This is a genomic window from Flavobacterium mesophilum, from assembly GCF_039581405.1.
Lineage (GTDB): Bacteria > Bacteroidota > Bacteroidia > Flavobacteriales > Flavobacteriaceae > Flavobacterium.
The window spans coordinates 25,215-48,959 of the sequence record NZ_JBCPXZ010000005.1; the positions used below are offsets into that span (position 1 = coordinate 25,215).

General features: G+C 33.3%; 17 protein-coding genes. 11 read left to right on the forward strand and 6 right to left on the reverse strand.

Features of this window, described 5'->3' with window-relative positions; translation table 11 throughout:
• Positions 1-102: 102 nt before the first annotated feature.
• Positions 103-504, forward strand: a complete 402-nt coding sequence (locus AAYQ19_RS15730; protein WP_343537537.1) for an MFS transporter — start codon at positions 103-105, stop codon at positions 502-504.
• A 107-nt stretch (positions 505-611) separates the two neighbouring features.
• On the opposite strand, the gene AAYQ19_RS15735 is transcribed toward AAYQ19_RS15730, so the two are convergent.
• A complete protein-coding gene (locus tag AAYQ19_RS15735) occupies positions 612-2,021 on the reverse strand; it encodes an APC family permease (RefSeq protein WP_343537538.1) in 1,410 nt (469 codons plus the stop codon).
• A gap of 415 nt (positions 2,022-2,436) precedes the next feature.
• On the opposite strand from AAYQ19_RS15735, the gene AAYQ19_RS15740 reads away from it, so the two are divergent.
• The 6 genes from AAYQ19_RS15740 (at position 2,437) to AAYQ19_RS15765 (ending at position 7,476) form a co-directional block, all read left to right on the forward strand.
• Entirely contained in the window at positions 2,437-3,270 is an 834-nt protein-coding gene (locus AAYQ19_RS15740; RefSeq protein WP_343537539.1) for a hypothetical protein, read from the forward strand.
• A gap of 150 nt (positions 3,271-3,420) precedes the next feature.
• Complete coding sequence (locus AAYQ19_RS15745; protein WP_343537540.1) at positions 3,421-3,819, forward strand: DUF5958 family protein; 399 nt, start codon at positions 3,421-3,423, stop codon at positions 3,817-3,819.
• A 234-nt stretch (positions 3,820-4,053) separates the two neighbouring features.
• A complete protein-coding gene (locus AAYQ19_RS15750; protein ID WP_343537541.1) occupies positions 4,054-4,392 on the forward strand; it encodes a hypothetical protein in 339 nt (112 codons plus the stop codon).
• A 54-nt stretch (positions 4,393-4,446) separates the two neighbouring features.
• On the forward strand, positions 4,447-5,040 hold the full coding sequence (locus AAYQ19_RS15755; RefSeq protein WP_343537542.1) for a DUF4240 domain-containing protein: 594 nt from the start codon (positions 4,447-4,449) through the stop codon (positions 5,038-5,040).
• A 617-nt stretch (positions 5,041-5,657) separates the two neighbouring features.
• Positions 5,658-7,082 carry a sensor histidine kinase gene (locus tag AAYQ19_RS15760; RefSeq protein ID WP_343537543.1) on the forward strand — a complete coding sequence of 475 codons (1,425 nt, stop codon included), beginning with the start codon at positions 5,658-5,660 and terminating at the stop codon, positions 7,080-7,082.
• Positions 7,072-7,476 carry a response regulator gene (locus tag AAYQ19_RS15765; RefSeq protein WP_343537544.1) on the forward strand — a complete coding sequence of 135 codons (405 nt, stop codon included), beginning with the start codon at positions 7,072-7,074 and terminating at the stop codon, positions 7,474-7,476. The genes AAYQ19_RS15760 and AAYQ19_RS15765 overlap by 11 nt, the downstream gene beginning before the upstream one ends.
• On the opposite strand, the gene AAYQ19_RS15770 is transcribed toward AAYQ19_RS15765, so the two are convergent.
• Positions 7,463-8,638, reverse strand: coding sequence for a C40 family peptidase (locus AAYQ19_RS15770; RefSeq protein WP_343537545.1), 1,176 nt, complete (start codon positions 8,636-8,638; stop codon positions 7,463-7,465). The genes AAYQ19_RS15765 and AAYQ19_RS15770 overlap by 14 nt on opposite strands.
• Positions 8,639-8,880: 242 nt before the next feature.
• On the opposite strand from AAYQ19_RS15770, the gene AAYQ19_RS15775 reads away from it, so the two are divergent.
• A complete protein-coding gene (locus AAYQ19_RS15775) occupies positions 8,881-10,254 on the forward strand; it encodes a Kelch repeat-containing protein (RefSeq protein ID WP_343537546.1) in 1,374 nt (457 codons plus the stop codon).
• A 202-nt stretch (positions 10,255-10,456) separates the two neighbouring features.
• Positions 10,457-11,833, forward strand: coding sequence for a Kelch repeat-containing protein (locus tag AAYQ19_RS15780; protein WP_343537547.1), 1,377 nt, complete (start codon positions 10,457-10,459; stop codon positions 11,831-11,833).
• Between the two features lie 73 nt (positions 11,834-11,906).
• Here AAYQ19_RS15780 and AAYQ19_RS15785 read toward each other — a convergent pair whose 3' ends face one another.
• Together AAYQ19_RS15785 and AAYQ19_RS15790 are read right to left on the reverse strand one after the other, a co-directional pair.
• A complete protein-coding gene (locus AAYQ19_RS15785) occupies positions 11,907-14,171 on the reverse strand; it encodes an aconitate hydratase (protein ID WP_343537548.1) in 2,265 nt (754 codons plus the stop codon).
• Between the two features lie 124 nt (positions 14,172-14,295).
• The gene (locus tag AAYQ19_RS15790) at positions 14,296-17,067 is read right to left on the reverse strand and encodes a bifunctional aconitate hydratase 2/2-methylisocitrate dehydratase (protein WP_343537549.1); all 2,772 of its coding nucleotides are present in this window, start codon (positions 17,065-17,067) and stop codon (positions 14,296-14,298) included.
• A gap of 419 nt (positions 17,068-17,486) precedes the next feature.
• Here AAYQ19_RS15790 and AAYQ19_RS15795 point away from each other — a divergent pair, with 419 nt between their 5' ends.
• A complete protein-coding gene (locus tag AAYQ19_RS15795; RefSeq protein WP_343537550.1) occupies positions 17,487-19,979 on the forward strand; it encodes an XrtN-dependent VIT domain-containing protein in 2,493 nt (830 codons plus the stop codon).
• A complete protein-coding gene (gene xrtN, locus AAYQ19_RS15800) occupies positions 19,980-21,206 on the forward strand; it encodes an exosortase N (RefSeq protein ID WP_343537551.1) in 1,227 nt (408 codons plus the stop codon).
• A gap of 58 nt (positions 21,207-21,264) precedes the next feature.
• On the opposite strand, the gene AAYQ19_RS15805 is transcribed toward xrtN, so the two are convergent.
• Positions 21,265-22,218, reverse strand: coding sequence for an AAA family ATPase (locus tag AAYQ19_RS15805; protein WP_343537552.1), 954 nt, complete (start codon positions 22,216-22,218; stop codon positions 21,265-21,267).
• A gap of 78 nt (positions 22,219-22,296) precedes the next feature.
• On the reverse strand, positions 22,297-23,724 hold the full coding sequence (locus AAYQ19_RS15810) for a peptidylprolyl isomerase (RefSeq protein WP_343537553.1): 1,428 nt from the start codon (positions 23,722-23,724) through the stop codon (positions 22,297-22,299).
• Positions 23,725-23,745: the final 21 nt, after the last annotated feature.

A 23,745-nucleotide genomic window follows, 5' to 3' on the forward strand; every position in this document is an offset into this window, starting at 1 on the left:
AAAAAACATTGCAATTCAGATTCTTAACTCATTAAATAAGAATTTTCAGAGAATTAATTTTTAACTTGCATATTACTAACCAAACCCCTAATTAACCAAACCATGTCTGAAAAAATTAAAACCCTACAAATCATTCATCTTGGCATTTGCGCAGGTACGATTGTAGCCTATTACATTTTAGGCGACCTTTCGATTGAGAAATTACGAATTCCTACTATTGATTCCTCTTCGATAATTTATGTTGTTATTCCGGTTCTAGCATTTGTTTTGAGCAGTTTTTTATTCAAATCTCAATTGAAGCAAATCAATCCGAAATTGAAACTTGAAGAAAAATTTCCTATTTATCAAACCGCATCAATCATGCGCTGGGCAGTTCTTGAAGGTGCTGCATTTCTGATTTTATTTTTGAAACCCGATTTTATATTGTTTGGAATACTGATTTTGATTTATCTGATTTTCTTGCGACCAACAGCAGAAAGAATTGACAACGATTTATCTGAATAATAATTCTGAATATTCAAAATAACAAAAAGCGCCTTGTTGAATTACAAGGCGCTTTTTTATGATACAAATTTCAGGAAAACTTGAAACAGTAAACCTGAAACAAAAATTTATTCTTTAGGTTTCGTCAAATAGTAAACTGGAATTCCAGTCAGCATAATTAATACACCCCAACCACAAGTTGAGAATTTTGTAATCAACAGCGAAACACAAATTGCAGTTGCTGTTATAATGTAAAGCATCGGTAAAAATGGATATCCAAACGCTTTATAAGGTCTCTCAGCATCTGGCATTTTTCTTCTTAAAATAAAGATTCCATAGATTGTCAAGATATAAAAAATCAAAACAATGATGATGACGAAATCTAATAAATCACCGTATTTTCCGGTCAAACATAAAGCCGAAGCCCAAAAACATTGTGCCCATAAAGCCCATGCTGGAACACTAGATCTATTTAAAACTGCTGCTTTTTTAAAGAACAATCCATCGTTTGCCATTGTATAATATACTCTTGCTCCAGCCATAATCAATCCGTTGTTGCAGGCAAAAGTTGAAATCATAATCATGATCGCAATAATAAGCGTTCCGATATCTCCAAAAATATAGTGCGAAGCCACAACCGCTACTCTCTCTGATTTTGCTGTTGCAATTTCCTGAAGTGGTACAACAGCGACATACATCAAATTAGTCAAAACATAAATTACCGTTACGATAAAAGTTCCTAAAAACAAACTCAAACCAACGTTTCGTTTTGGATTTTTGATTTCTCCTGCAATAAAAGTAACTCCGTTCCAAGCGTCACTTGAAAACAATGAACCAACCATAGCAGCTGAAATTCCTGTGATTAACGCTGTTCCGCTAATTGGCAACCAAGAATCGCTTTTGGCATTATAAGAACGCGTTGCCCATCCATCTGCCCAGTTGGCATCCCAAACTGAAGCCTTTGCAGCAAGCGTCAATCCAAAAACGATCAAACCAAGCAGGGATAAAATTTTGATAATGGTTAAAACAGTTTGCAGAATTTTCCCGTTTTTAACGCCACGACTATTAATATAGGTCAGCACAATAATTGTAAAAATAGAAACTAGTTGCGCCGCATTAAGTTTAAAAGAACCTAATTCATACAGAATATTCTCGTCACTAAAAGGTTCATATAGATAAGCCGCAAATTTGGAAAAAGCCACACCAACCGCAGCAATTGTCCCGGTCTGAATTACTGCAAAAAAGCTCCAGCCGTACAAAAAGGCAATCAATTTATTGTAAGCTTCTTTTAAATAAACATATTGCCCTCCTGCTTTTGGAAACATGGCACTAAGTTCGCCATAACTTACAGCAGCAATAATTGTAATCAATCCTGAGATTAGCCAAATAAGCGTTAGCCAGCCTGCAGATCCTACTTGTCTCGCAATATCGGCGCTTACAATGAATATCCCGGATCCAATCATAGAACCTACAACAAGCATGGTTCCGTCTAATAATCCGAGCTCTCTTTTAAAATTTTCTTGGTCGTTTTCTTGCATTTTTTTGGTTTTTGGGTTGGTTAAAGATATACTTTTTTCTGAAATCCTAATCTTATCTAATGATTAAAAAAAACAAGAAAGGAATCTAAAAAAAAATGTCCGTTTACGGTTTTACGTAATGTTGTACTATTTGATTTACATAAATTTGATTAAATCAAAGTATTTTTTTTACAAAAAAAAACAATTATTACAAACAACTAAAAACTTATTTAAATCTATTAATTAAACCTCAGAATTTAACCTAACGTTTCAATAGTAATTTCAGGTACTTTGATATAACTGCAAATAAATTTGTTGAGCGGATTGCCTAAATCTAAAGTTAAAATCTGAAAGGCGGAACAAAATTAACCCAAATCTAGTACCTAAAGTTTTCGTCTTCAATAGTAATTATACTTCAAAAGGGAATTAAAAAATTATGAAAAATTTAAAAATTTATTTTGGCATCTTATTTATTTCATTAGCAACTAGTTCAATCTTTTTTGCTTGTTCTAATGATGAAACACAAGCACAACAGAGTAATAGCGCTACAAAAAGCTCTAATTTGACAAAGAAAACAGCAGCGGTAACTTCCGGAACAATCACTTGTTACATCTCTGGCACAACAGTAAGTAATGTCAATACAGATAATGCCTTTTCATCTGTAACTGCAGGCTCAACTACTACATATCAATACAACAGCACTCCTGCTGTAAGCAATGTTACGTGGAGTATAGTTCCTGGCACTGTCAATCCAAGTGGGAGTCTAACAATTAACGGGACGGGTTCTACCGCAAGTGTTACGACAGATTCTAGTTTTCTAAGCGGATCTATACAAGCAGTTGGAACTGATGAAACAGGACAAATTTGCGGACCAGTTTTACCAATAGTAAAATCTACTGGCGGTGGAGCTGCTTGTTGCACGCCTACAATGTCTCTATCATTTGTATGCAGAGGCAGCAGCCCATCAGGAAATTTAGGAGGATTTCTTACATTGATTTCACCTTCTAATTGTATTATAGATTGGAAAAATACTGTTTCCAAAATAGATTTAAAATTAGAAGGAGGGCCTTCTTTTTCAGGAGATGACGAATTATACGGTAAAAAAAGCGGGACTATATATCCTCCATTCACTAGCACTCTAAATGACAACAAAATAAATGAAGAATTTTATTATACAGGTTGTCTTTCACGAGTAACCGCTAAAGCAACCATTTATTTCAATAATGGATGCCCTCCAATAAGTTTAAATGCAGAAGCATTAAAGCAATAATTTCATTTATAAACACAAAAAGCTACAATCGTAAAAAAATTGTAGCTTTTACATTCAAAATAATTTCTTCTCTTTACGTCTTTCCGTAATTTTATATTATTTCGACTATTTATTTTTGGAATATAATTCCCCAAAAAGAACCAAAACATTTTGAAAAAAATAGAAAAAATAATCAATAAAACTGCTCAAGACCATATTGATTTCAATACCGGTTTAGAGCTTTTATTAGGAAATGATTATAATTTTAAAGAGCTTTTTACAACGTTGCATAATTACATTATCAATTCGATTCCGGATAAGGTAAACTATGACTCGCCTGCTTATCAAGTAGCATTGAAAAGCATTCCCTTAAAGCCAACTTACACCCCAATAATACTTTTAAAAGCGTTTCCGACCAAAATCGCATTTCAAAAACTAGCTGTTCTTCCAGAAGAAGAAAATAAAAAAGTAATAACCGCCTTGTTGTGGATTTTTAAAATAACTGATACAGAAAGGCGAAACACAGAATGCAAAGATGGCTGTGGTCATTTTTGGCACGAACTTTATTAAAAACTGCAATTGATTTTGCAGTTTTTTTTTGAAAAAAAAGCCTCATTACGTCTTCCCGTAACATTATTCTATCTCAACTATCTATATTTGAGAATCAAACGAAAACTTCATTTTGAAAAATGTTTTACGGCTAAACATGATAGCTGTAGAATGTAAAACATTTATTAAAACATAAATCGAAACAGAATTCGTAAACCAAAAAACCAAAATCTATAACTAACTAAAAACTAATCTATGGAAACTACCGAAATTGAAACATCAGAGGTTTCAAGCTATCATTACAATTATGCCGCAAATTTGCTTGTAAATGAAAACAAATCGGCACATGAAACAAAAATCAAACTCACCGAACAAGGAATTAGTCCCGAAATTGCCACATTGATGGTTGAAAATCTAGAAATCGAAATAAAGGAAGCCAAATATGAAAAAGCCAGAAAAGATATGGTTTACGGAGCGCTATGGTTCTGCGGAGGCACCATTTTAACTTTTGCCAACATCGGTTTTATATTTTGGGGCGCAATCTTATTTGGCGGTATTCAATTTTTCAGAGGATTGATTAATGTGAATTCTTAAACCAATTATTTCACTAAAAGTGTCAAACATTTATAAACTAATACCAAAATACGAATGGGACTATTTGATAAGATTTTTGGTAATAAGGAAAAAGACCAAATTTCAAAACCGAACCAAAATATAAATTATACACCTTCAGAAAACTTGATGGATGAAGATTCATTCTGGAAAATAATTCAAAAAACAAAAGACAGTTCTGGTGGCAATTTTGAAGAGCAACAAGAGGAATTAGCCAACGAACTCCGAAAACTAACAGCAGATGAACTCATTTTATTTGGAAATAGTTTTAGAAATTTTAGAGGTCAAGCAAACACTTGGGAACTTTGGGGCGCCATTTACATCATTCATGGAGGCTGTAGCGACGATAGCTTCAATGACTTTCGCGAATGGGTAATTGCTCAAGGTCAGGACTTTTATTATAAAACAATCGCTGATCCGGAGTCACTTGCAGAAATTGAAACACATCTTATTGAAGAATTTGATTGGGAAGGCTTTGGCTATTTACCCGGAATAGTTTTCGAAGAATTGACTGGACAAAAAATGCCTTACCCCTTTCAGGAAAATCATATTACAACCGGAAATGAATGGAGCGAAGACAATGATGACTTAAAAAGAACGTTTCCTAAATTGTCTGCCAAATATATTTAGTATAGGATTGCTGAAATTTTAGTCATTAAAAAATTAATTTAAAATCTAAATATTGCAAATGAAATAACTTTACTTTAAAGAAAAGCTGTAGGCAAAACCTACAGCTTTTTTCTTTTATAAAAGTCAAAAATGCAGAAAAACAGCACCTTTAAATTCTTACATTTTATTAAAATTTTATTTTCGCTAAAACTGTATGGACAAACTCAAATAATTTTAAAAATTTATTTTTTAAAAACTCGATATTCGTTAAACAAAAACAATATCCCAGAAATCAAATTATTCCAAAAATGATTACTAAAAAACATATCAAATCATAGTTGTGCAGGTTACAAAAATCATTTTAACATTTAATTAAATAATTAAAAATAAAATGGTTAACTATATAAATATTAAAATAACCAGAAAATAAAAACACATTTGTCAAAGCAAAATATATTTTTATTAAATTTGGTTAGAAGGATTAAAGTTTTAAAATTTCTTATTTTTTGTTAACATTTGTTTATTTAATATAATATACCATGAATAGTTCCCCAAAAGATTCGTGAGACTAAAAAAACTTTCTTTTACAAGTTAATTAGACACTAATAGCCAAACTATTAACCTACAAAATAAGAAATATGCAAAAGATCCAGTTTCTCAGAAAAATACGTTTTCCAAATGTCTTCGTTCTTTTGTTAATTGTTTTTATTACCTGCGCTTTATTAATTTGCATCAATTTCTTCACAATCAAAATATTATCTGCCAATAGAGCATATGTTAATGGCGAATCACATTACTCAAAAGGACAAAAAGATGCATCACGACACCTTATCACTTACCTTTATACGAGAGACCCAAATCAATGGAAACTATATTTAGAAGAATTAAGTGTACCCCAAGGTGATGGAATAGCACGAAAAACACTTTTAAAAGCTGGCGACAACCAAATTGCTCGACAAGGATTTATTGCAGGCAGAAACCATAAAGATGATCTAGACGATGTTATTTGGGTATTTGTCAACTTTAAAAAAGTACCTTTTTTAGCAAAAGCGATTCACGAATGGGAACAAGGAGATAATCTAATTTATGAATTGTTTGTAACTGGAACAGAAATCGATGCCAAAATCAAACACAATTCACTTACCATTGATGAACAAAGAAAATACCTTGAACGAATCAGTTCGATTAGCGATCGATTGACAGTTAACGAACGAAATTTTTCAAATACGCTTGGAGCGGGAACTCGAAAAATAAAAGATCTATTGATTATTACCAATATAGTTTTCATTCTTATCATTATATGCAGTATTTGTCTTTACTATTCCATAATGGTAAGACGCCTATTGTCATCAAAAAAAGAAATTGAGGTAAAGAATGAAAATTTATTGTTGGCAAACCACGAATTGGACTGCTTTGTTTATAGCGCTTCACATGATTTAAGATCACCTATCACTTCTCTCAAAGGCTTGATAAAAGTCACTCAATTAGAGGATAATGTAAGCCAAATCAAGGAATACCTAAATTTAATGGAGCAAAGTCTGGCCAAACAAGATCAATTTATCAGCGACATTATTGATTATTCAAAAAACAAGCGGGCGCAAGTAATCATGGAACCTGTAAGCTTGAAAGAATTATTTGAAGAAGCTATTTCTCAACTGATGCATATTGAAAACGCAAACCGAATTACATTCACAAAAGAGTTATTAGTTGACCAAATTCACAGTGACAGTTTAAGATTAAAAATCATTATTTCTAATTTATTATCAAATGCAATAAAATATGCAGACGCAAGCAAACAGGAAATGTTTATTTCTATCAAAACTTCATTGACAGATGGTTTTAATAAAATTGAAGTAACAGATAATGGGATCGGAATTAAAGAAGAATTTAAGGATAATATTTTTGAAATGTATTTTGGAACCAACAAAAATAAAGGTTCAGGACTTGGACTTTATATTGTCAAAGAAGCTGTTGAAAATATAAAAGGACAAATAACTGTATGTTCAGAAACCACAATTGGAAGCAAATTCACCGTAACAATACCAAATCATTATGCCATTTAGCCCAACATTTTTATTAATCGAAGACAATTTGATTGATCAGCTTGTAATGAAACAATTGCTGAAAAAAGTACTTTTGGTTCATAAAATCCATATTGCTAATAATGGACAAGAAGGACTTGAATGGCTTGCGAACAGCACAGAAGCCAATAAGCCTCTGATTATTCTCCTGGACATTCAAATGCCATTTATGAATGGTTTTGAATTCTTAAAGGAATACGACAAACTGGATCCAAAATTAAAGAGCGAGACTTTAATTTATGTTCTTTCGTCTACTTTAGATCAAGATGAAATTGATGAAATAACAGGAAACAAATATGTCTGCAAAATGTTGAGCAAACCTTTTCCAATTGAAGAATTTAAAGATGAATTCTATATCAACATTATAGCTTCTTAGTTTCTTCTTCTAAAACACGATTGACTTGAGAAAAAGCCCTTTCGTAGTACGGCTCTTTTGTAGAAGAAATCATTACGCCGCCGTGAGTTGACGAGTGAACAAATTTTATTTCTCCATCACTTACTTCGACGACCATGCCAACATGATTAATATGTCTTCGTCCGTTGGTTTTAAAGAAAATCAAATCTCCTTTTTGCGCTTCGGCATTACCTACTTTTGTACCAATTCGAGATTGCTCGATCGAGCTTCTTGGCAGTTTAATGTCAAAATTTCCAAAAGTGCAAAACATCAAACCCGAACAATCAAAACCAGCTTTTGTTGTGCCTCCAGACCGGTAACGGGTTCCTATATTTTGTGTTGCATTTAAAATCAGCAAATCAATTAATTCAGAATGATTGCTAACACGCAACATCGTTGTATCTGTTTTTACGCTAGTTTTATCAGCAATTTGAATATTTTCTTCCTGAAGTGGCTTCATTTCAGCAGGAGCTGAAACCGAATTTAGCGCCGCAATTGCATCTGCCTTTTCTTTAGGAATCTTTAATTTTAAAACGTAACCTACTGGAAGTTTACCTTTTATAAATGGGTTTTGTTTTTCAAGCTCTGCAACTGTAATTCCGTATTTTTTGGCAATTGCATATTTGGTTTCTTTTGGCTGAACCTCAACTACAACCTCAACCTCATTTAATTTTTCAGGGGTTTCAATAGATTTTTCGGCAACTATTGCAGTATTTGAAGGAATGTTGATTTTTTGACCAATTTTCAATCCTTCGGTATCAATTGACGGATTTGCTTTTTTCAAGTCATCGACTGAAACATTGTACTTTTTTGAAATTCCCCAGAGTGTTTCTTTGGATTGCACTTCATGAGAATCAGAATTTGCTACTTCAACTTTATCAGAAGGCTGTAATGGGGTAACTTTAGTATCTGCAGGTTTTAAAGCAACTGACTTGTTGTTATTTGGAACCAATAAAACCGAATTAAGTTTTAGGATTTTAGGAGCATTTGGGTTTGCCTCGATAATATCCTTTGGTTTGACTCCATATTTTTTAGCTATAACAGTAATATTTTCTCCTTTTGAAATTTTATGTTTGATGTATTTGTCCTGAGAAAAAACACTGACACTAAATAAAAACAGCACTATTATAAATCTACTAATCATTCTAATCATTTTATCAAACAGCCTCTCTTGAATTTTATTCTCATAAAACTCAAAAAAAACAGTTTTGTTGTTTGGGGCATGGCGAATTTAACTTTTTAAAGTAAAAAAAGCACAATTTTTAACACTTAATTTCATCCAAATTAACAATTTCGGTATAAAAATTGTTCTAACTTTATGAAATGCAGTTTCTTACATAATTTTCAGAATTCAAGATTTAATAGTAACTTAACTTTCAAAAACTTGTGAAAAAATTACTCTACGTTTTTATTTTGCTTCCCTTATTATCATTCTCACAAAACACTAAAGGGATTGTTCTCTCAGCAAACAATCAACCACTGGAAGATGTAAATGTTTTTGCCGTAACCAGCAAAATTGGTACTGTAACTAACAAAAAAGGCGAATTTTCATTAAATATAAAATCAAAAGTCAAAAACAATGAAGTTCTAGAAATCTCTCATATGGGCTACACAACAATAAGAATTTCAATAAGCTATTTAGCCAAACAAAATTTTAAAGTTTACCTGCAAGAGAATACCGAAAATCTTTCGCCAGTAGTTGTAATGTCGACATTAAAATTAAAACCGAAATTAGCATTCAATGAATTGAAGCCGTTAAAATATGCCGTTTTCTCATTTGGATCTTTCATAAAAGACGACAAAATTTATGTTATGGGCGGAGATGGATATCCTGACATAAATTGGTACGAAAAATTAAGATCGGAACGAGCGGATTTCTCCATACTCTTTTATCTCTCCTACATACAGACCTTCGATAAGCGCCATTATAAAAAAAACCTTTCTATTTACGATATTAAAACCGACACTTGGACAACACCTAAATTAAAATTATCAGGAAGAGCGCATCATAATATGCACTATTACAACAACTCCATTTACATTCTCGGCGGAACAAAAATGTTGGTGAATAACCGAAGTTCTTGGGAATACTTGCAGAATCAAATAGATGTTGTAAACATTGACAATTTAACTAGTAAAACCGATTATACAAATCCACATCAAGCCGCCAATTTTGCTTCATTTAACTACAAGGACAACATCATTGCTTTAGGAGGCTCATTAAGCGAAACCGAAAAAGGCCAAAAGGTTTTCACAAACAAAATGCACCTTTACGATATCACTACAGGCCTATGGCACGAACTTCCTAATTTGCCAACCGCAAAAGAAACTACCGGTACTTTGATTGGAGACAAAATCTATCTTATAGGAGGCAATAATGGAAAACCATTATCAGAAATTGAAACTTTCGATTTAATAACTGGGAAATGGCAAACAGAAGGCCATATATTTTCCGAATTAGAAAGGCCTGCTGTTGCATCTCATGATAATGTAATTTATTTTTTTGAAAAGCAGAAAATGTACACTTACGACATAAAAACTACTATTTTAAAAGAATACGAAATTGGTATTGATTTCAAATTTTCCGCTATGTATTATGACAACAACAAACTTTATCTTCTGGGCGGACAATTAGAAGACAGCTTTTCTAAAGTACCATCTTCAAAATTATTTAGTATTGATTTAGAAGAATTTAAAAACACTAGACCTAACAAAATTGGAATTTTATCACAAGGAGTTGCCTCTGTTAAACCAAACTAATTTTATTACAAAATTAATTATTCAATAAATGGACAATCTACGGGAAGCCTGTTCATATTTCAATTGTATTTTATGAAATTTAACACTAATTTTATTTCAAATTAGGCTTTTCGGTATGAAAATTGCAATAACTTTATCAAATGCATTTCTTACATAATTTTCATAATTCAAGACTCTATAGTAACCTAACTTTCAAAAACTTGTGAAAAAATTACTCTACTTTTTTATCCTGCTTCCACTATTATCATTCTCACAAAATATCAAAGGAATTGTTACTACAGTTAACAATGAACCTCTTGAAGATGTAAATATTTATGCCGTAACAGGAAAAACTGGTACAATAACCAATGCTAAAGGTCAATTTTCAATAACCATTTTTTCAAATCTCAATGCAAACGAAATATTGGAGTTTTCTCATATTGGATACACTACAGCAAGATTTTCAATGCAGCATTTAATCAAACATAAATTCAAAGTAACGCTTGAGGAAAACATCCAAAATTTATCTGAGGTAACAATCGCTCAAAACAAAAAATTAAAACCACAACTTTCATTCAATAAATTAAGTTCGTTAAAAGATCCTATTTTTTCTTTTGGATCTTTTGTGAAAGATGGCAAAATTTATGTCAGCGGAGGCGATGCTTATACTGAAATAAATTATTTAGAAAAAGGCCGAGCAGAACGCGCAGGATATGATGCTAACGACTATATAGCAGAAATGCAACTTCCTAAGCCAAAAAGACATTATAAAAAATTCCTCTCTATTTACGACATCAAAACAAACACCTGGGAAACCTCGAAATTTAATTTAAAAGCAAGAGGATACCACAATATGCATTATTACAATAATTCTATTTATATTTTGGGCGGAAAAAGAATTTTAGTCAACTCAAGAAGTAGCTGGGAATATCTGGAAAATCAAATTGAAGTCATTGACATTGACAAACAGAACATCAAATTTGACAATACAAATCCGCATCAGGCAGTTGATTTTGCTTCGTTTACCTACAAAGACAATATTATTGCAATGGGTGGCTCTATAAAAAGATCAGAAAAAGATAAAAAAGAATACACCAATAAAGTTCATTTGTACAATATAACATCAGGAAATTGGTACGAACTCGATCCGATGCCAACGGCAAAAGAAACTACTGGAATTTTAATTGACGATAAGATCTATTTAATTGGTGGCAATGATGGGAAGCCTATTTCGCAAATTGAAACTTTTGATTTAGTGACCGAAAAATGGCAAATAGAAGGTCAATTGTTTTCAGAACTAGAGAGACCAGCTATTGCTTATTTTGACAATATCATCTATTTTTTTGAAGACCAAAAAATGTACACCTATAATATACAAACAAAGCTATTAAAAGAATTCTATATTGACATTCAATTGATGTATTCGGCTATGTATTACAATGACAGCAAATTAATTCTTTTAGGAGGACGTTTTGATAATAATTATTCCCAAGTACCTTCTTCCAAAGTATTCAGTATCGATTTAGAAGAATTTAAAAACACACAACCTGTAAAAATTAGAAGTTTATCACAAGGAGTTGCTGCTGCAAAACCAAACTGACAACTTTATAAAAATATAAACAATAAAAAAAACGCTCTGTGGGAACAGAGCGTTTTTAGTATAATTAAGTCAATTACGCTTTTCCAGCCGCAATTAAATTTAATGCAGAACCCGCAACGAACCAGCCAATTTGACCTTCATTGTATGTATGGTTAGCCAAAATAATATCTTTTGTACCATTTGAATGAACAAATTCTAATGTCAATGGTTTTCCTGGCGTAAATTCTGTTAAATCTAAGAAGTTGATTGTGTCATCTTCTTGAATTTTGTCATAATCAGCCTCGTTTGCAAAAGTCAATCCTAAAAGACCTTGTTTTTTAAGGTTTGTTTCGTGGATACGAGCGAAAGATTTCACCAATACCGCTTTAACCCCTAAGAAACGAGGCTCCATTGCCGCGTGCTCACGGGAAGAACCTTCTCCATAGTTGTGATCTCCAACTACGATAGACGGAACTCCAGCCGCTTTGTATGCACGAGCAACAGCAGGAACAGCATCATACTGACCTGTTAATTGGTTTTTAACCGAATTTGTTTTTTGGTTATATGCATTTACAGCACCAATCAACATATTATTTGAAATATTATCTAAATGTCCACGGAAACGCAACCAAGGTCCAGCCATAGAAATGTGGTCTGTAGTACATTTTCCGAAAGCTTTGATCAACAATTTAGCGCCTGTAATGTTTTTACCATCCCAAGCGTCAAATGGAGCTAATAATTGCAAACGCTCAGAAGTAGGGTTTACTACAACAGTAACTCCAGAACCGTCTTCAGCTGGAGCTTGGAATCCAGGATCTTCTGCATAGAAACCTTTAGAAGGAAGCTCGTCTCCCGTTGGAGCGTCAAGCATAACTTCTTCGCCTTCTTCGTTGATCAATTTATCTGTTAACGGATTAAAACTTAAATCACCTGCTATAGCCAAAGCTGTTACCAATTCCGGTGAACCTACAAAGGCTAATGTATTTGGATTACCGTCTGCACGTTTTGAGAAGTTTCTGTTGAAAGAGTGCACAATGGTGTTTCTTTCTTCTTTTTCTGCTCCTTCTCTATCCCACATACCAATACATGGTCCGCAAGCATTTGCAAAAACAGTTGCTCCAATTTTATGGAAAGTATCAATAAAACCATCTCTTTCAATTGTAGAACGTACAACTTCAGAACCTGGAGTGATTGTAAACTGTGATTTTGTTTTCAAATTTTTATCCGCAACTTGTCTTGCCAATGAAGCGGCACGGGAAATATCTTCATAAGAAGAGTTCGTACAAGAACCAATTAAACCAACCTGAATTTGCAATGGCCAATTATTTTTGATTGCTTCTTCTTTCATTTTAGAAATTGGAGTAGCCAAATCTGGAGTAAAAGGACCATTTAAGTGAGGCTCTAATGTAGATAAATTGATTTCGATAACTTGATCAAAATATTGCTCTGGATTAGCATAAACCTCTGGGTCTCCAGTCAAATAAGGCGCAATTTTGTCTGCCGCATCGGCTACTTCTGCTCTATTTGTAGAACGAAGATAACGGCTCATTGAATCATCGTAACCAAAAGTTGAAGTTGTAGCTCCAATTTCAGCTCCCATGTTACAAATTGTTCCTTTACCAGTACAAGACATTGCAGTTGCCCCTTCTCCAAAATATTCTACAATAGCACCTGTACCACCTTTTACAGTCAAAATACCTGCAACTTTAAGAATTACATCTTTAGGAGCTGTCCATCCTGATAATTTACCCGTTAACTTAACTCCAATTAATTTAGGAAATTTAAGCTCCCAAGCCATTCCAGACATAACATCTACAGCATCTGCTCCACCAACACCAATTGCTACCATTCCTAAACCACCTGCGTTTACAGTATGAGAATCGGTACCAATCATCATTCCGCCAGGAAATGCATAATTTTCAAGTACTACTTGGTGAATAATTCCGGCTCCTGGTTTCCAGAAACCAATTCCGTATTTATTAGAAACAGAAGACAAGAAGTCAAAAACTTCATTGCTTTGTGTTTTCGCTCTAGCCAAATCGGTTACAGCATCGACTTTTGCCTGAATCAAGTGATCACAGTGAACTGTTGTTGGAACTGCTACTTTAGATTTTCCAGCATGCATAAATTGCAATAATGCCATTTGTGCAGTTGCATCTTGACAAGCTACACGATCCGGTGCGAAGTCAACATAATCAACTCCTCTTCCAAATGCCTTTGTTGGATTTCCATCCCAAAGGTGATTGTATAAAATTTTCTCCGTCAAAGTAAGCGGACGACCAACAATCTCGCGAGCTTTGTCAACGCGGCTCGGCATGTTTTCGTACACTTTTTTGATCATTTCAATATCAAAAGCCATAGATTTATTTGTTTTATTATTGTTTTTTTGAACATCACAAGATACAAAAAATAGAACAATTATTACAAAAAAAGCCCGAGTTTTATGACTCGGGCTTTGAAAATATTATTAAATAATCTTTCGATTACATAACTAATTGTTTATTAGAAGGTGCGAACTTCGTTAAGTTGATTCCATCAACTGCCGCTGTATATTCTTCGATTGTTGGAGTTCTACCCAAGATCGTAGAAAGAACCACAACTGGAGTTGAAGAAAGCAATGATTCTCCTTTTTTACCTTCAGCATCTTCTACAACTCTTCCTTGGAATAAACGAGTAGACGTTGCCATTACAGTATCTCCTTTAGCTGCTTTTTCTTGGTTACCCATACAAAGGTTACATCCAGGACGCTCTAAGTACAACATGTTTTCGTATTCTGTACGAGCAGCACCTTTTGGAGCGTTATCATCAAATTCGAAACCTGAATATCTTTGTAAAACTTCCCAATCACCTTCAGCTTTCAACTCATCAACGATGTTGTAAGTTGGAGGAGCAACTACTAGAGGAGCATTAAATTCAACTTTTCCTGTTTGAGCTTCAACGTTTTTCAACATTTGAGCAAGGATTTTCATATCTCCTTTGTGAACCATACAAGAACCGATAAATCCAAGATCTACTTTTTTCTCTCCACCATAGAAAGATAACGGTCTGATAGTATCGTGAGTATAACGTTTAGAAACATCTTTATTATTAACGTCTGGGTCAGCAATCATTGGCTCAGCAATTAGATCCAAATCAACTACAACTTCAGCATAATATTTAGCGTTTGCGTCTGGAGTTAAAGCTGGTTTTTCACCAGATTTAATTTCTGCAATTCTCTTATCAGCTTTGTTGATTAAACCTTGAAGAACTTGTCTGTCATTATCCATTCCTTTGTCGATCATGATTTGGATTCTGCCTTTAGCAATTTCCAATGATTCGATCAAAGTATCATCTTCTGAAATACAGATAGAAGCTTTAGCTTTCATCTCTGCAGTCCAGTCTGTAAATGTAAACGCTTGGTCAGCAGTAAGAGTTCCGATGTGAACCTCAATGATTCTTCCTTGGAATACGTTCTCACCGTTGAATTGTTTAAGCATTTGCGCTTGAGTAGCGTGAACCACATCACGGAAATCCATATACCCTTTCATATCTCCTTTGAAAGTCACTTTTACCGATTCCGGAATTGGCATAGAAGCCTCTCCAGTAGCTAATGCAAGAGCAACAGTTCCTGAGTCAGCACCAAAAGCAACACCCTTAGACATTCTCGTGTGAGAGTCACCACCGATAATGATCGCCCATTCGTCGATTGTAATATCATTAAGTACTTTATGGATAACGTCAGTCATTGAGTGGTAAACACCTTTCGGGTCACGAGCCGTGATCAATCCGAAGTTGTTCATGAATTTCATCAATTTAGGAATGTTAGCCTGAGCTTTTTTATCCCAAACAGAAGCAGTGTGGCAACCAGATTGGTAAGCACCGTCAACAATTGGAGAAATAACTGTAGCAGCCATAGACTCTAATTCTTGAGCAGTCATCAAACCTGTAGTATCTTGAGAACCTACAATGTTTACCTCTACACGAACGTCAGATCCAGCGTGCAACACTTTTCCTGGAGCAATACCAACCGCATTTTTGTTGAAGATTTTTTCAACTGCAGTCAAACCTTGTCCTTCGTTAGAAATTTCTTTTGATGGAGCAAATACAGCAGGAGCTTCAATATCTAAAACTTTAGCTGCGAAAGTTTGAAGTTTTTTACCAAATACAATTGCGTAAGATCCTCCAGCTCTAATGAACTCTTTTTTCTGAGGAGTAAATGATCTAGAAATATCGATTAATTCTTGATCACCGTTGTATAATTTTTTAGTTTGCGTATTGATTGTCAAAACAGTTCCTGTAGCAACAGAATAAGCTTGCTCAAGAATTGGTTCGTTATTTTCGTTCAATACTGGTTTTCCGTCTGCGTCAACTTTTTTAACCCAGTTTTTAAGGTCAATTCCGATACCTCCAGTTACGTCAACTGTAGTAAGGAAAATTGGAGAAATACCGTTTGTACCTCCAACAATTGGAGCAATATTTACGAATGGAACATACTCACTTGCTTGTTTTCCTGTCCAAAGCGCCACGTTGTTTACACCTGACATTCTAGAAGAACCAACACCCATTGTTCCTTTTTCAGCGATTAACATTACGCTTGCATCTGGATGTTTTGCTTGTAAAGCTTGAATTTCCTCTTGTGCTTGAGGCGTAATCATACATTTACCGTGAAGCTCACGATCTGAACGAGAGTGTGCTTGGTTTCCTGGAGACAATAAATCTGTAGAGATATCACCTTCTCCGGCGATATAAGTAACAACTTTAATTTCTTCAGCTATTTCTGGAAGTTTAGTGAAGAATTCAGCTTTTGCATAACTTTCAATAATTTCTTTCGCGAATGCGTTACCAGCTTTGAAAGCTTCTTTCAAACGGTCAGTATCTGCATCGTAAAGGAAAACTTGTGTTTTAAGAACATCTGCAGCTTGTTGAGCAATTGCAGCATCATTTCCTAAAGCTAAATCTAATAACACTTCGATTGAAGGTCCACCCTTCATGTGTGATAATAATTCAAAAGCAAAGGCAGGTGTAATCTCTTTTACAATTGATTGACCTAAAATGATTTCTTTTAAAAACTTTGCTTTTTCACCTGCAGCACTTGTAGTACCCGGTAAAGTATTGTAAATAAAAAACTTAAGAGAGTCTTCGCGATTTGCGTTATCAACATCTTTAATTTGAGCAATGATTTCACTTAATAATTCAGCTCCATCGATTGGTTTAGGGTGTAACCCTTGATTTTTTCTTTCTTCAATTTCTTGAAGGTAATCCTGATAAATATTCATAATAAAAGCGGATTTATTTTTTTGAGGCAAATTTAAACATTAAAGACCATAATTAAAAAAAATTTAATAGAAGTCGTCTTTTCAAAAATTATTATTGCTAAAAAACGATTTTCAATACTTGTTTTTGACAAAATCTCAATTTGAAATTAAAAAAATGAATTATTGATATTTTAAAATCTTTTCTTTAACAAAGTCGAAATTTAATGTTACAACGTAAGTACGATTTTACATCTGTTTTAACTAAGAACCTTTCTAAATAACAAATTATAACGTTATAGTTGTCTTTTTTTCGTCTTCAAAATAGACTTTCATACAAAAATTCAAATCCAGAAATTTCTTAAAAAAAATAGCTCAAAAATTTTGTTTTTCAGATTTTCTATTAACTTTGTAATTCAAAGTGCTTTTAAAAACATATAACTATGAAATACAAAACCGAAATCTCAAATTATTATCAAAAGCCAGGAGTACAACCGAGTCTTGTGGTTACAATTTTTAGCACCATATTTTTGATTGGAGCTTTAACTTTTAAAAAATTATCTTTTTACGAATTCGAACCAATCGGAGTAATTAGTCTTATTATTGAGTTTTTATACGGAACTATTATCTCTTTTTCCATTTTAAAAAACAGAAACAAATACGTTCATCTTATTCCTTTTCTAATGTTGAATTGGCTTATTGGCTGTTTTAGTTTAAATGTTTTCATTCCCGTTTTTCAGGATTTGCCAATATGGGTTTATGTGACCACTTTTGTCTTTTGCTTCACAAATTTTATTCTTTACCAAGACTTCATTGAAACGCCTCGTACCTTCCTAATTTATTTTGTAAACGGAATTTCATTTTGGATTATCTTTTACTTTGCCTTATACCTTATTCCGCTTACACCATTTTCATTTATTGGAATTCTAGCACTCGGAATGGGATTTTATGGGCTCGTGCCGGGAATAATTTTAATCATACACCTCCTAACAGTTATAATCTATTTACCAAAAAACAGAATTTATTTCCTTTCATTTAGCGCTGGATTTTGCCTTGTCTTAATGGGGTTTTCCATTTTCACCATTGGATTAGTTGTGGAAAACAATAAAATAATTGAAACTGCAAAAATCAATTCTTTTAATTCTAATGAAGATTTACCACGATACATTTCAGTTTCTCAGAATTTAAAACCTAATTTTTTCAACGAGATTTTGCTAAAGAAAGATATTGTATACTTTAATAAAAATGATTTTTTCTCATTTGACGGATTTAATTCATTGAGCAACCAACAATTCAACGAAACCAAAGTCCATAATCCGTTTATTAGTATCGCTTATTTGTTTTGTGAAGATTCAGGCTTAACAAATGATGACAAAATAAGCATCCTCAAATCAAATTTTGATAAAAGATTAGAAACCGAAGAACAGCTTTGGAATGGTGAAGATGTATTCACAAAAGCCATTAAAGAAGATGTAAAGCTTTACCCGAATACACGATTAGCTTATACCGAAATCACAATGGATATTGCCTGCGACGAAAAAGCACGGGGAAATAAAGAAGCTATTTATTCTTTTCAGTTGCCTGAAGGCTCTGTTGCTACTTCACTTTCACTTTGGGTCAACGGAATCGAGCGAAAAGGCGTTTTGACAACAAAGGAAAAAGCAAAAAAAGCATACAAACAAATTGTAGGCGTAGAATATCGAGATCCCTCTTTAATGCAATGGAAAGAAGGAAATAAAGTTGTGGTTCGGGTTTTTCCAGTAACCAAAGAAATGCCTAGAACTTTCAAATGCGGTTTTACAACTCCTTTGAAAATTGAAGATAATATTTTAAAATACCAAAGCCTTTCTATAAAAGGGCCGAATATTTCAAATGCTGAAACAATTTCAAGAATACAAACTATTGGAAACGCCCCTATAGAAACCAGTAAAGATTTTGACCTTGAAAAAGGTTTTTTCATCAATCAATCTAAAGGATTAGACGAATGGGAAGCGACTTTGGCTTTGCCTAAAATCAATTCGCAGAAATTTATTTGGAAAGACAAAGTATACGACGTTCAAAACATACAGCGAACGGTTATTCCTTTCTCTCCTTCTGAAATTATATTGGATCTGAATGATAATTGGACAACGAAACAAATCGAAGCTTTTATAAATTTAAACCAAAACAATCTTTTCGTTTTTGTCAATGGCAAAAAAACACAAATCAACGCCGAGAATTTCAAAGCCATTCAATTAGATTTTGAAGACTACCACTACTCTTTGCTTCCTTTTTATAAATTGGCCAAGAACACTTTGATCATTACAAAATCAGGAACTTTCTCTGCTAATTTTGAAGAACTTGAAGATTCAAATTATCTAAAGAAAATCAAAACCAGCACAAAAGAAAGAAACATAAAAGTCATTAACATCAGCACTAATATTAATCCGTTTTGGCAAACAGTAAAAGAACAAAAGTACGTTGATTACTTTCAATGCAGTTTGAACAAAAGTCTTGATCTGATCAAAAAACATCAATTTCCATTGTACAAAACAGATGAAAGATGCATCAATATTGAACCTGCTCAAATTTCAATTCACGAAACCCCAAAGACTGCAACTTCTAAAACCAATGGACCAGATCATATTTACAGGATGTATGCTTTTGGAAAAGTCTTAGAAGAACAAGTAAAAATCCAAAATGATTCTTTGGCTTCAAATCAATACGTTGAATTAGCAAAAGATGCCAATATCGTAACGCCAATTTCTTCTCTGATTGTTTTAGAAACAGATGAAGATTATGCAAAAAATGGCATCGAAAAGAATGTGAACACATTAGGAAACGCTTCTATAAATAATGACGGCTCGGTTCCAGAACCGCATGAATGGCTTTTAATAGTAATTGGAATCTCTGCTTTATATTTCTATTACCGAAAAAATAAAAAACAATTAGCATAAATGAGCCTAACACTTCACTACAAAAAAGTTGCTGTACTACTAGCTGGTTGTCTATGGCTTTTAAATTACAGCATCGTACTTACAGGGCTAAACAATAATTTGTTTGGGACAATAGCTTCAATAGGATTGTTTGTTTTTGGAGGCAAAAAAACGAACCTTAATCTCAATTATCCACTTTTAGGATCCATTATTCTTTTAGAATTTATTAGTTATCGACTTCACACAAAATCAGTGCATTTTCTGGCTTTAGCTTTGTTTGTATGTCTTTTGTATTATAGTGTTACCCAAAAATTTTCATTTATTGCTTTTATCTGCATCTTGTTGTTCTCTTCGATATTCAATACTTTTTTTGATTATTTGACAACCGAGATCAAACAATCTCTTTGCTACTATGTTTATTTAATTCTGAAGAATTTCATTCCGATCAGCAAAATAGAAGGCGTAAATTTTTACATCGACAATGCAAAAATTACCATAGATACCGCTTGTATGGGATTATCAATGTTTAAAACCGGATTATTGTCTGGCGCATTTCTATTGACATTGGAAGAAAAAAAACACCAAAAACATTTTACTATTTTGCAGATTTTCCCTTTTTGTGCAGTCGTAATAGTTCTGAATATAATTTCTAATTATTTCAGAATTATTACGCTTATATTATTTAAATGCACTGAAGAAAACACCTTGCATCATTCTATCGGAATTCTTTGCTTCGTGTTCTACCAAATTCTTCCGATGCTATTTGTTATCCGATTTTTCAAGCCCAAAACAGCTGAAATAATTACAAAAAAAACACAATATGCTGTTTCATTCGTTTTGATTGGAGCAATCATAACCATCGCTACTAGTTTTGAAATCAAAAAAATACAGCCTTATAATTTATTGGAAAACATAAGTCCTGAATATTCAATTCAAAATGGAGTTTGGGTTAATAGCGAAGTTTTCAAGATTTCGTCTTCAAATAAACTTATTTACATCAAAACTCCCGCTCATAATCCTTTAATATGCTGGACTGGGGCAGGCTATAAAATCATTGAAAAAAAAGAAATAATCAGAGCGAACGAAAAAATCTGGCTTGTAAAAATGGAGAAAAACAATGTTCACTATAATTCTTATTGGTGGTATAAATGCAATGCCAAGAAATATACCTCGCTCCCTGAGGTTCTTTTAATCAAATTATTCTCTAATAAACCTGTTCGCTTGATCAACGAAACAAATAGAATCTAAAAACAAAAAAGCCTGACAAATTTAGTTTTGTCAGGCCTTTATATATTTATGCTAGCATTTACAGAAGTTTTTTAATAATAACTTCCTCAGTTATTCCTTCAGCATCTGCTTTATAGTTTTTAATAATTCTGTGTCTTAAAATACCAACCGCAACTGCTTTTACATCTTCAATATCTGGCGAAAATTTTCCGTTAAATGCAGCATGCGCTTTTGCAGCTAAAATTAAATTCTGCGAAGCTCTTGGTCCTGCTCCCCAATCTAAATAGTTTTTCACAAAATCGTTTGCCAAACTATTATCTGGACGCGTTTTGCTTACCAAAGTCACAGCGTATTCAATAACATTATCAGCAACAGGAATTCTGCGAATCAAATGCTGAAAATCTATAATTTCTTGAGCTGAAAACAATGGATTAATTTGTGTCTTAACATCCGATGTAGTACGCTTTACAACTTGAACTTCCTCTTCAAATGTTGGATATTCTAATTTTATAGCAAACATAAAACGGTCCAATTGCGCCTCTGGCAACGGATACGTTCCCTCCTGTTCAATTGGGTTTTGAGTTGCCAATACAAAATAAGGCAAATCTAATTTGTAATTCTGCCCAGCAATCGTAACCGAACGCTCTTGCATAGCCTCAAGCAAAGCGGCCTGAGTTTTTGGTGGCGTTCTATTGATCTCATCGGCCAAAATGATATTAGAGAAAATTGGCCCTTTTATGAATTTAAAGTGTCTGTTTTCATCCAAGATTTCACTTCCTAAAATATCAGATGGCATCAAATCTGGCGTAAACTGGATTCTTTTAAAGTCTAATCCTAAAGCTTGGGACAAAGTATTTATCATTAATGTTTTTGCCAAACCTGGAACCCCAATCAACAAGGCGTGTCCTCCCGAAAATATACACAATAATATTTGATCAATAACGGCATCTTGGCCTACAATGATTTTTCCTATTTCTGATTTTAACTCGTTTCGTTTTTGAACTAAATTATGAATTGCTGTAACGTCAGACATTTAAGTATATTTTTAAATTAAAAAAGAGTCAGCTCTATGGATTCATAAAACTAACTCTTTTTATTTATTTAATAAAAATTATTTTTTCAACCAGTTATTGGCAAAAGTGCAATCTCTGTATTCGCCAATAATTTTGATATAAGTATCTTTAATTTTTTTGTCAAACCACTTTGCGATGGCATCGATTTGCTTTTCTTTTAATGCTAAATCTTTGATTTTTGTATAATCCTGAGCATAATCAGCAGTATGATCGTTAATTCTGTTTGTTACCGTGATTATTTTATACGTTTTTTTGCCTTTATCGTCTACATTCAAAAGTGGCTGAGAAATCTCTGTATCTTTCAAATTCGAAACTTGGCTGTACAATTGCGGATCCATTTTAGTCAATTCAAAACGCGTATCCTGTGTATTAGGATTCACTAAAGTTCCTCCATTTGCTCTTGTTTCTTTTTCATCAGATTCTGTTCTGGCTGCGTCTGCAAAAGAGATTTCTTTATTCATAATCTTAGTACGAACATTCATCAGCCTTTCTTTTGCCTCTTTTAAAGCAGCATCTGAAACTGTTGGAGAAATCAAAATATGACGTAATTCAACTTCTTGACCTTTAATTTTATCAATCATGATAATATGGAAACCATAAATAGTTTCAAAAGGCTGTGAAATTTCGCCTTCCTGCAAACTAAAAGCAACGTCTTTAAATTCTTTTAAGAAAGGAGTTTTTCGAGTCATTTTGTAATAACCTCCATTTGAAGATGATCCTGGATCTTGTGAATACAAAACTGCTTTAGTTGCAAAACTAGCACCATCTAGAACATCCTGTCTTATTGCATTTAATCTGTCAATTACTTTTTGCTTGTCTTCTTTAGAAACTTTTGGTTCGGCTACAATTTGCGCCACTTCCATTTCAGCTCCAAAAGTTGGCAATTCATCTTTTGGAATCTTTTTAAAGAAACTACGAACCTCCTCTGGAGTAATTTCAACATCTTTAACGATTTTATCTCTCATTTCATTTGAAAGCTTTTGCTCTTTCAAAATGTCTGCGAAATACGTCTTGAATTCTTCAACTGAACTTTTGTGGTAATATTCAACCACTTTCTCAATTTTTCCAACCTGTTTAATCATATAGTTTAAACGGTCTTCCATCATACTTCTAATTTCAGCATCACTCACAATAATACTATCTTGAATTGCTTGGTGTGCATACAGTTTATCTTCAAGAAGTTTCCCTAACATCTGACATCTTGTAATACCTTTCGTGCTACCTCCAGAAGCTTCAATTTCTAAAAAGCCTTTATCAATATCTGAATCTAAAACAATATAATCTCCAACGGTAGCAATAATACCATCAATTTTTTGTCCTCCAACATGAGGCTCAGCAGGTTTTTGAGCTACAACATCTGGAATAATTTCCTGAGCTGAAACCATTGAGCTGAAAAAAAAGAAAAAACACATTGTCAATACAAGCTTGAAATCAATTGTTTTTAGCTGTAATTTTTTTAATAACATTATTCTAGATTTAATTTAAAT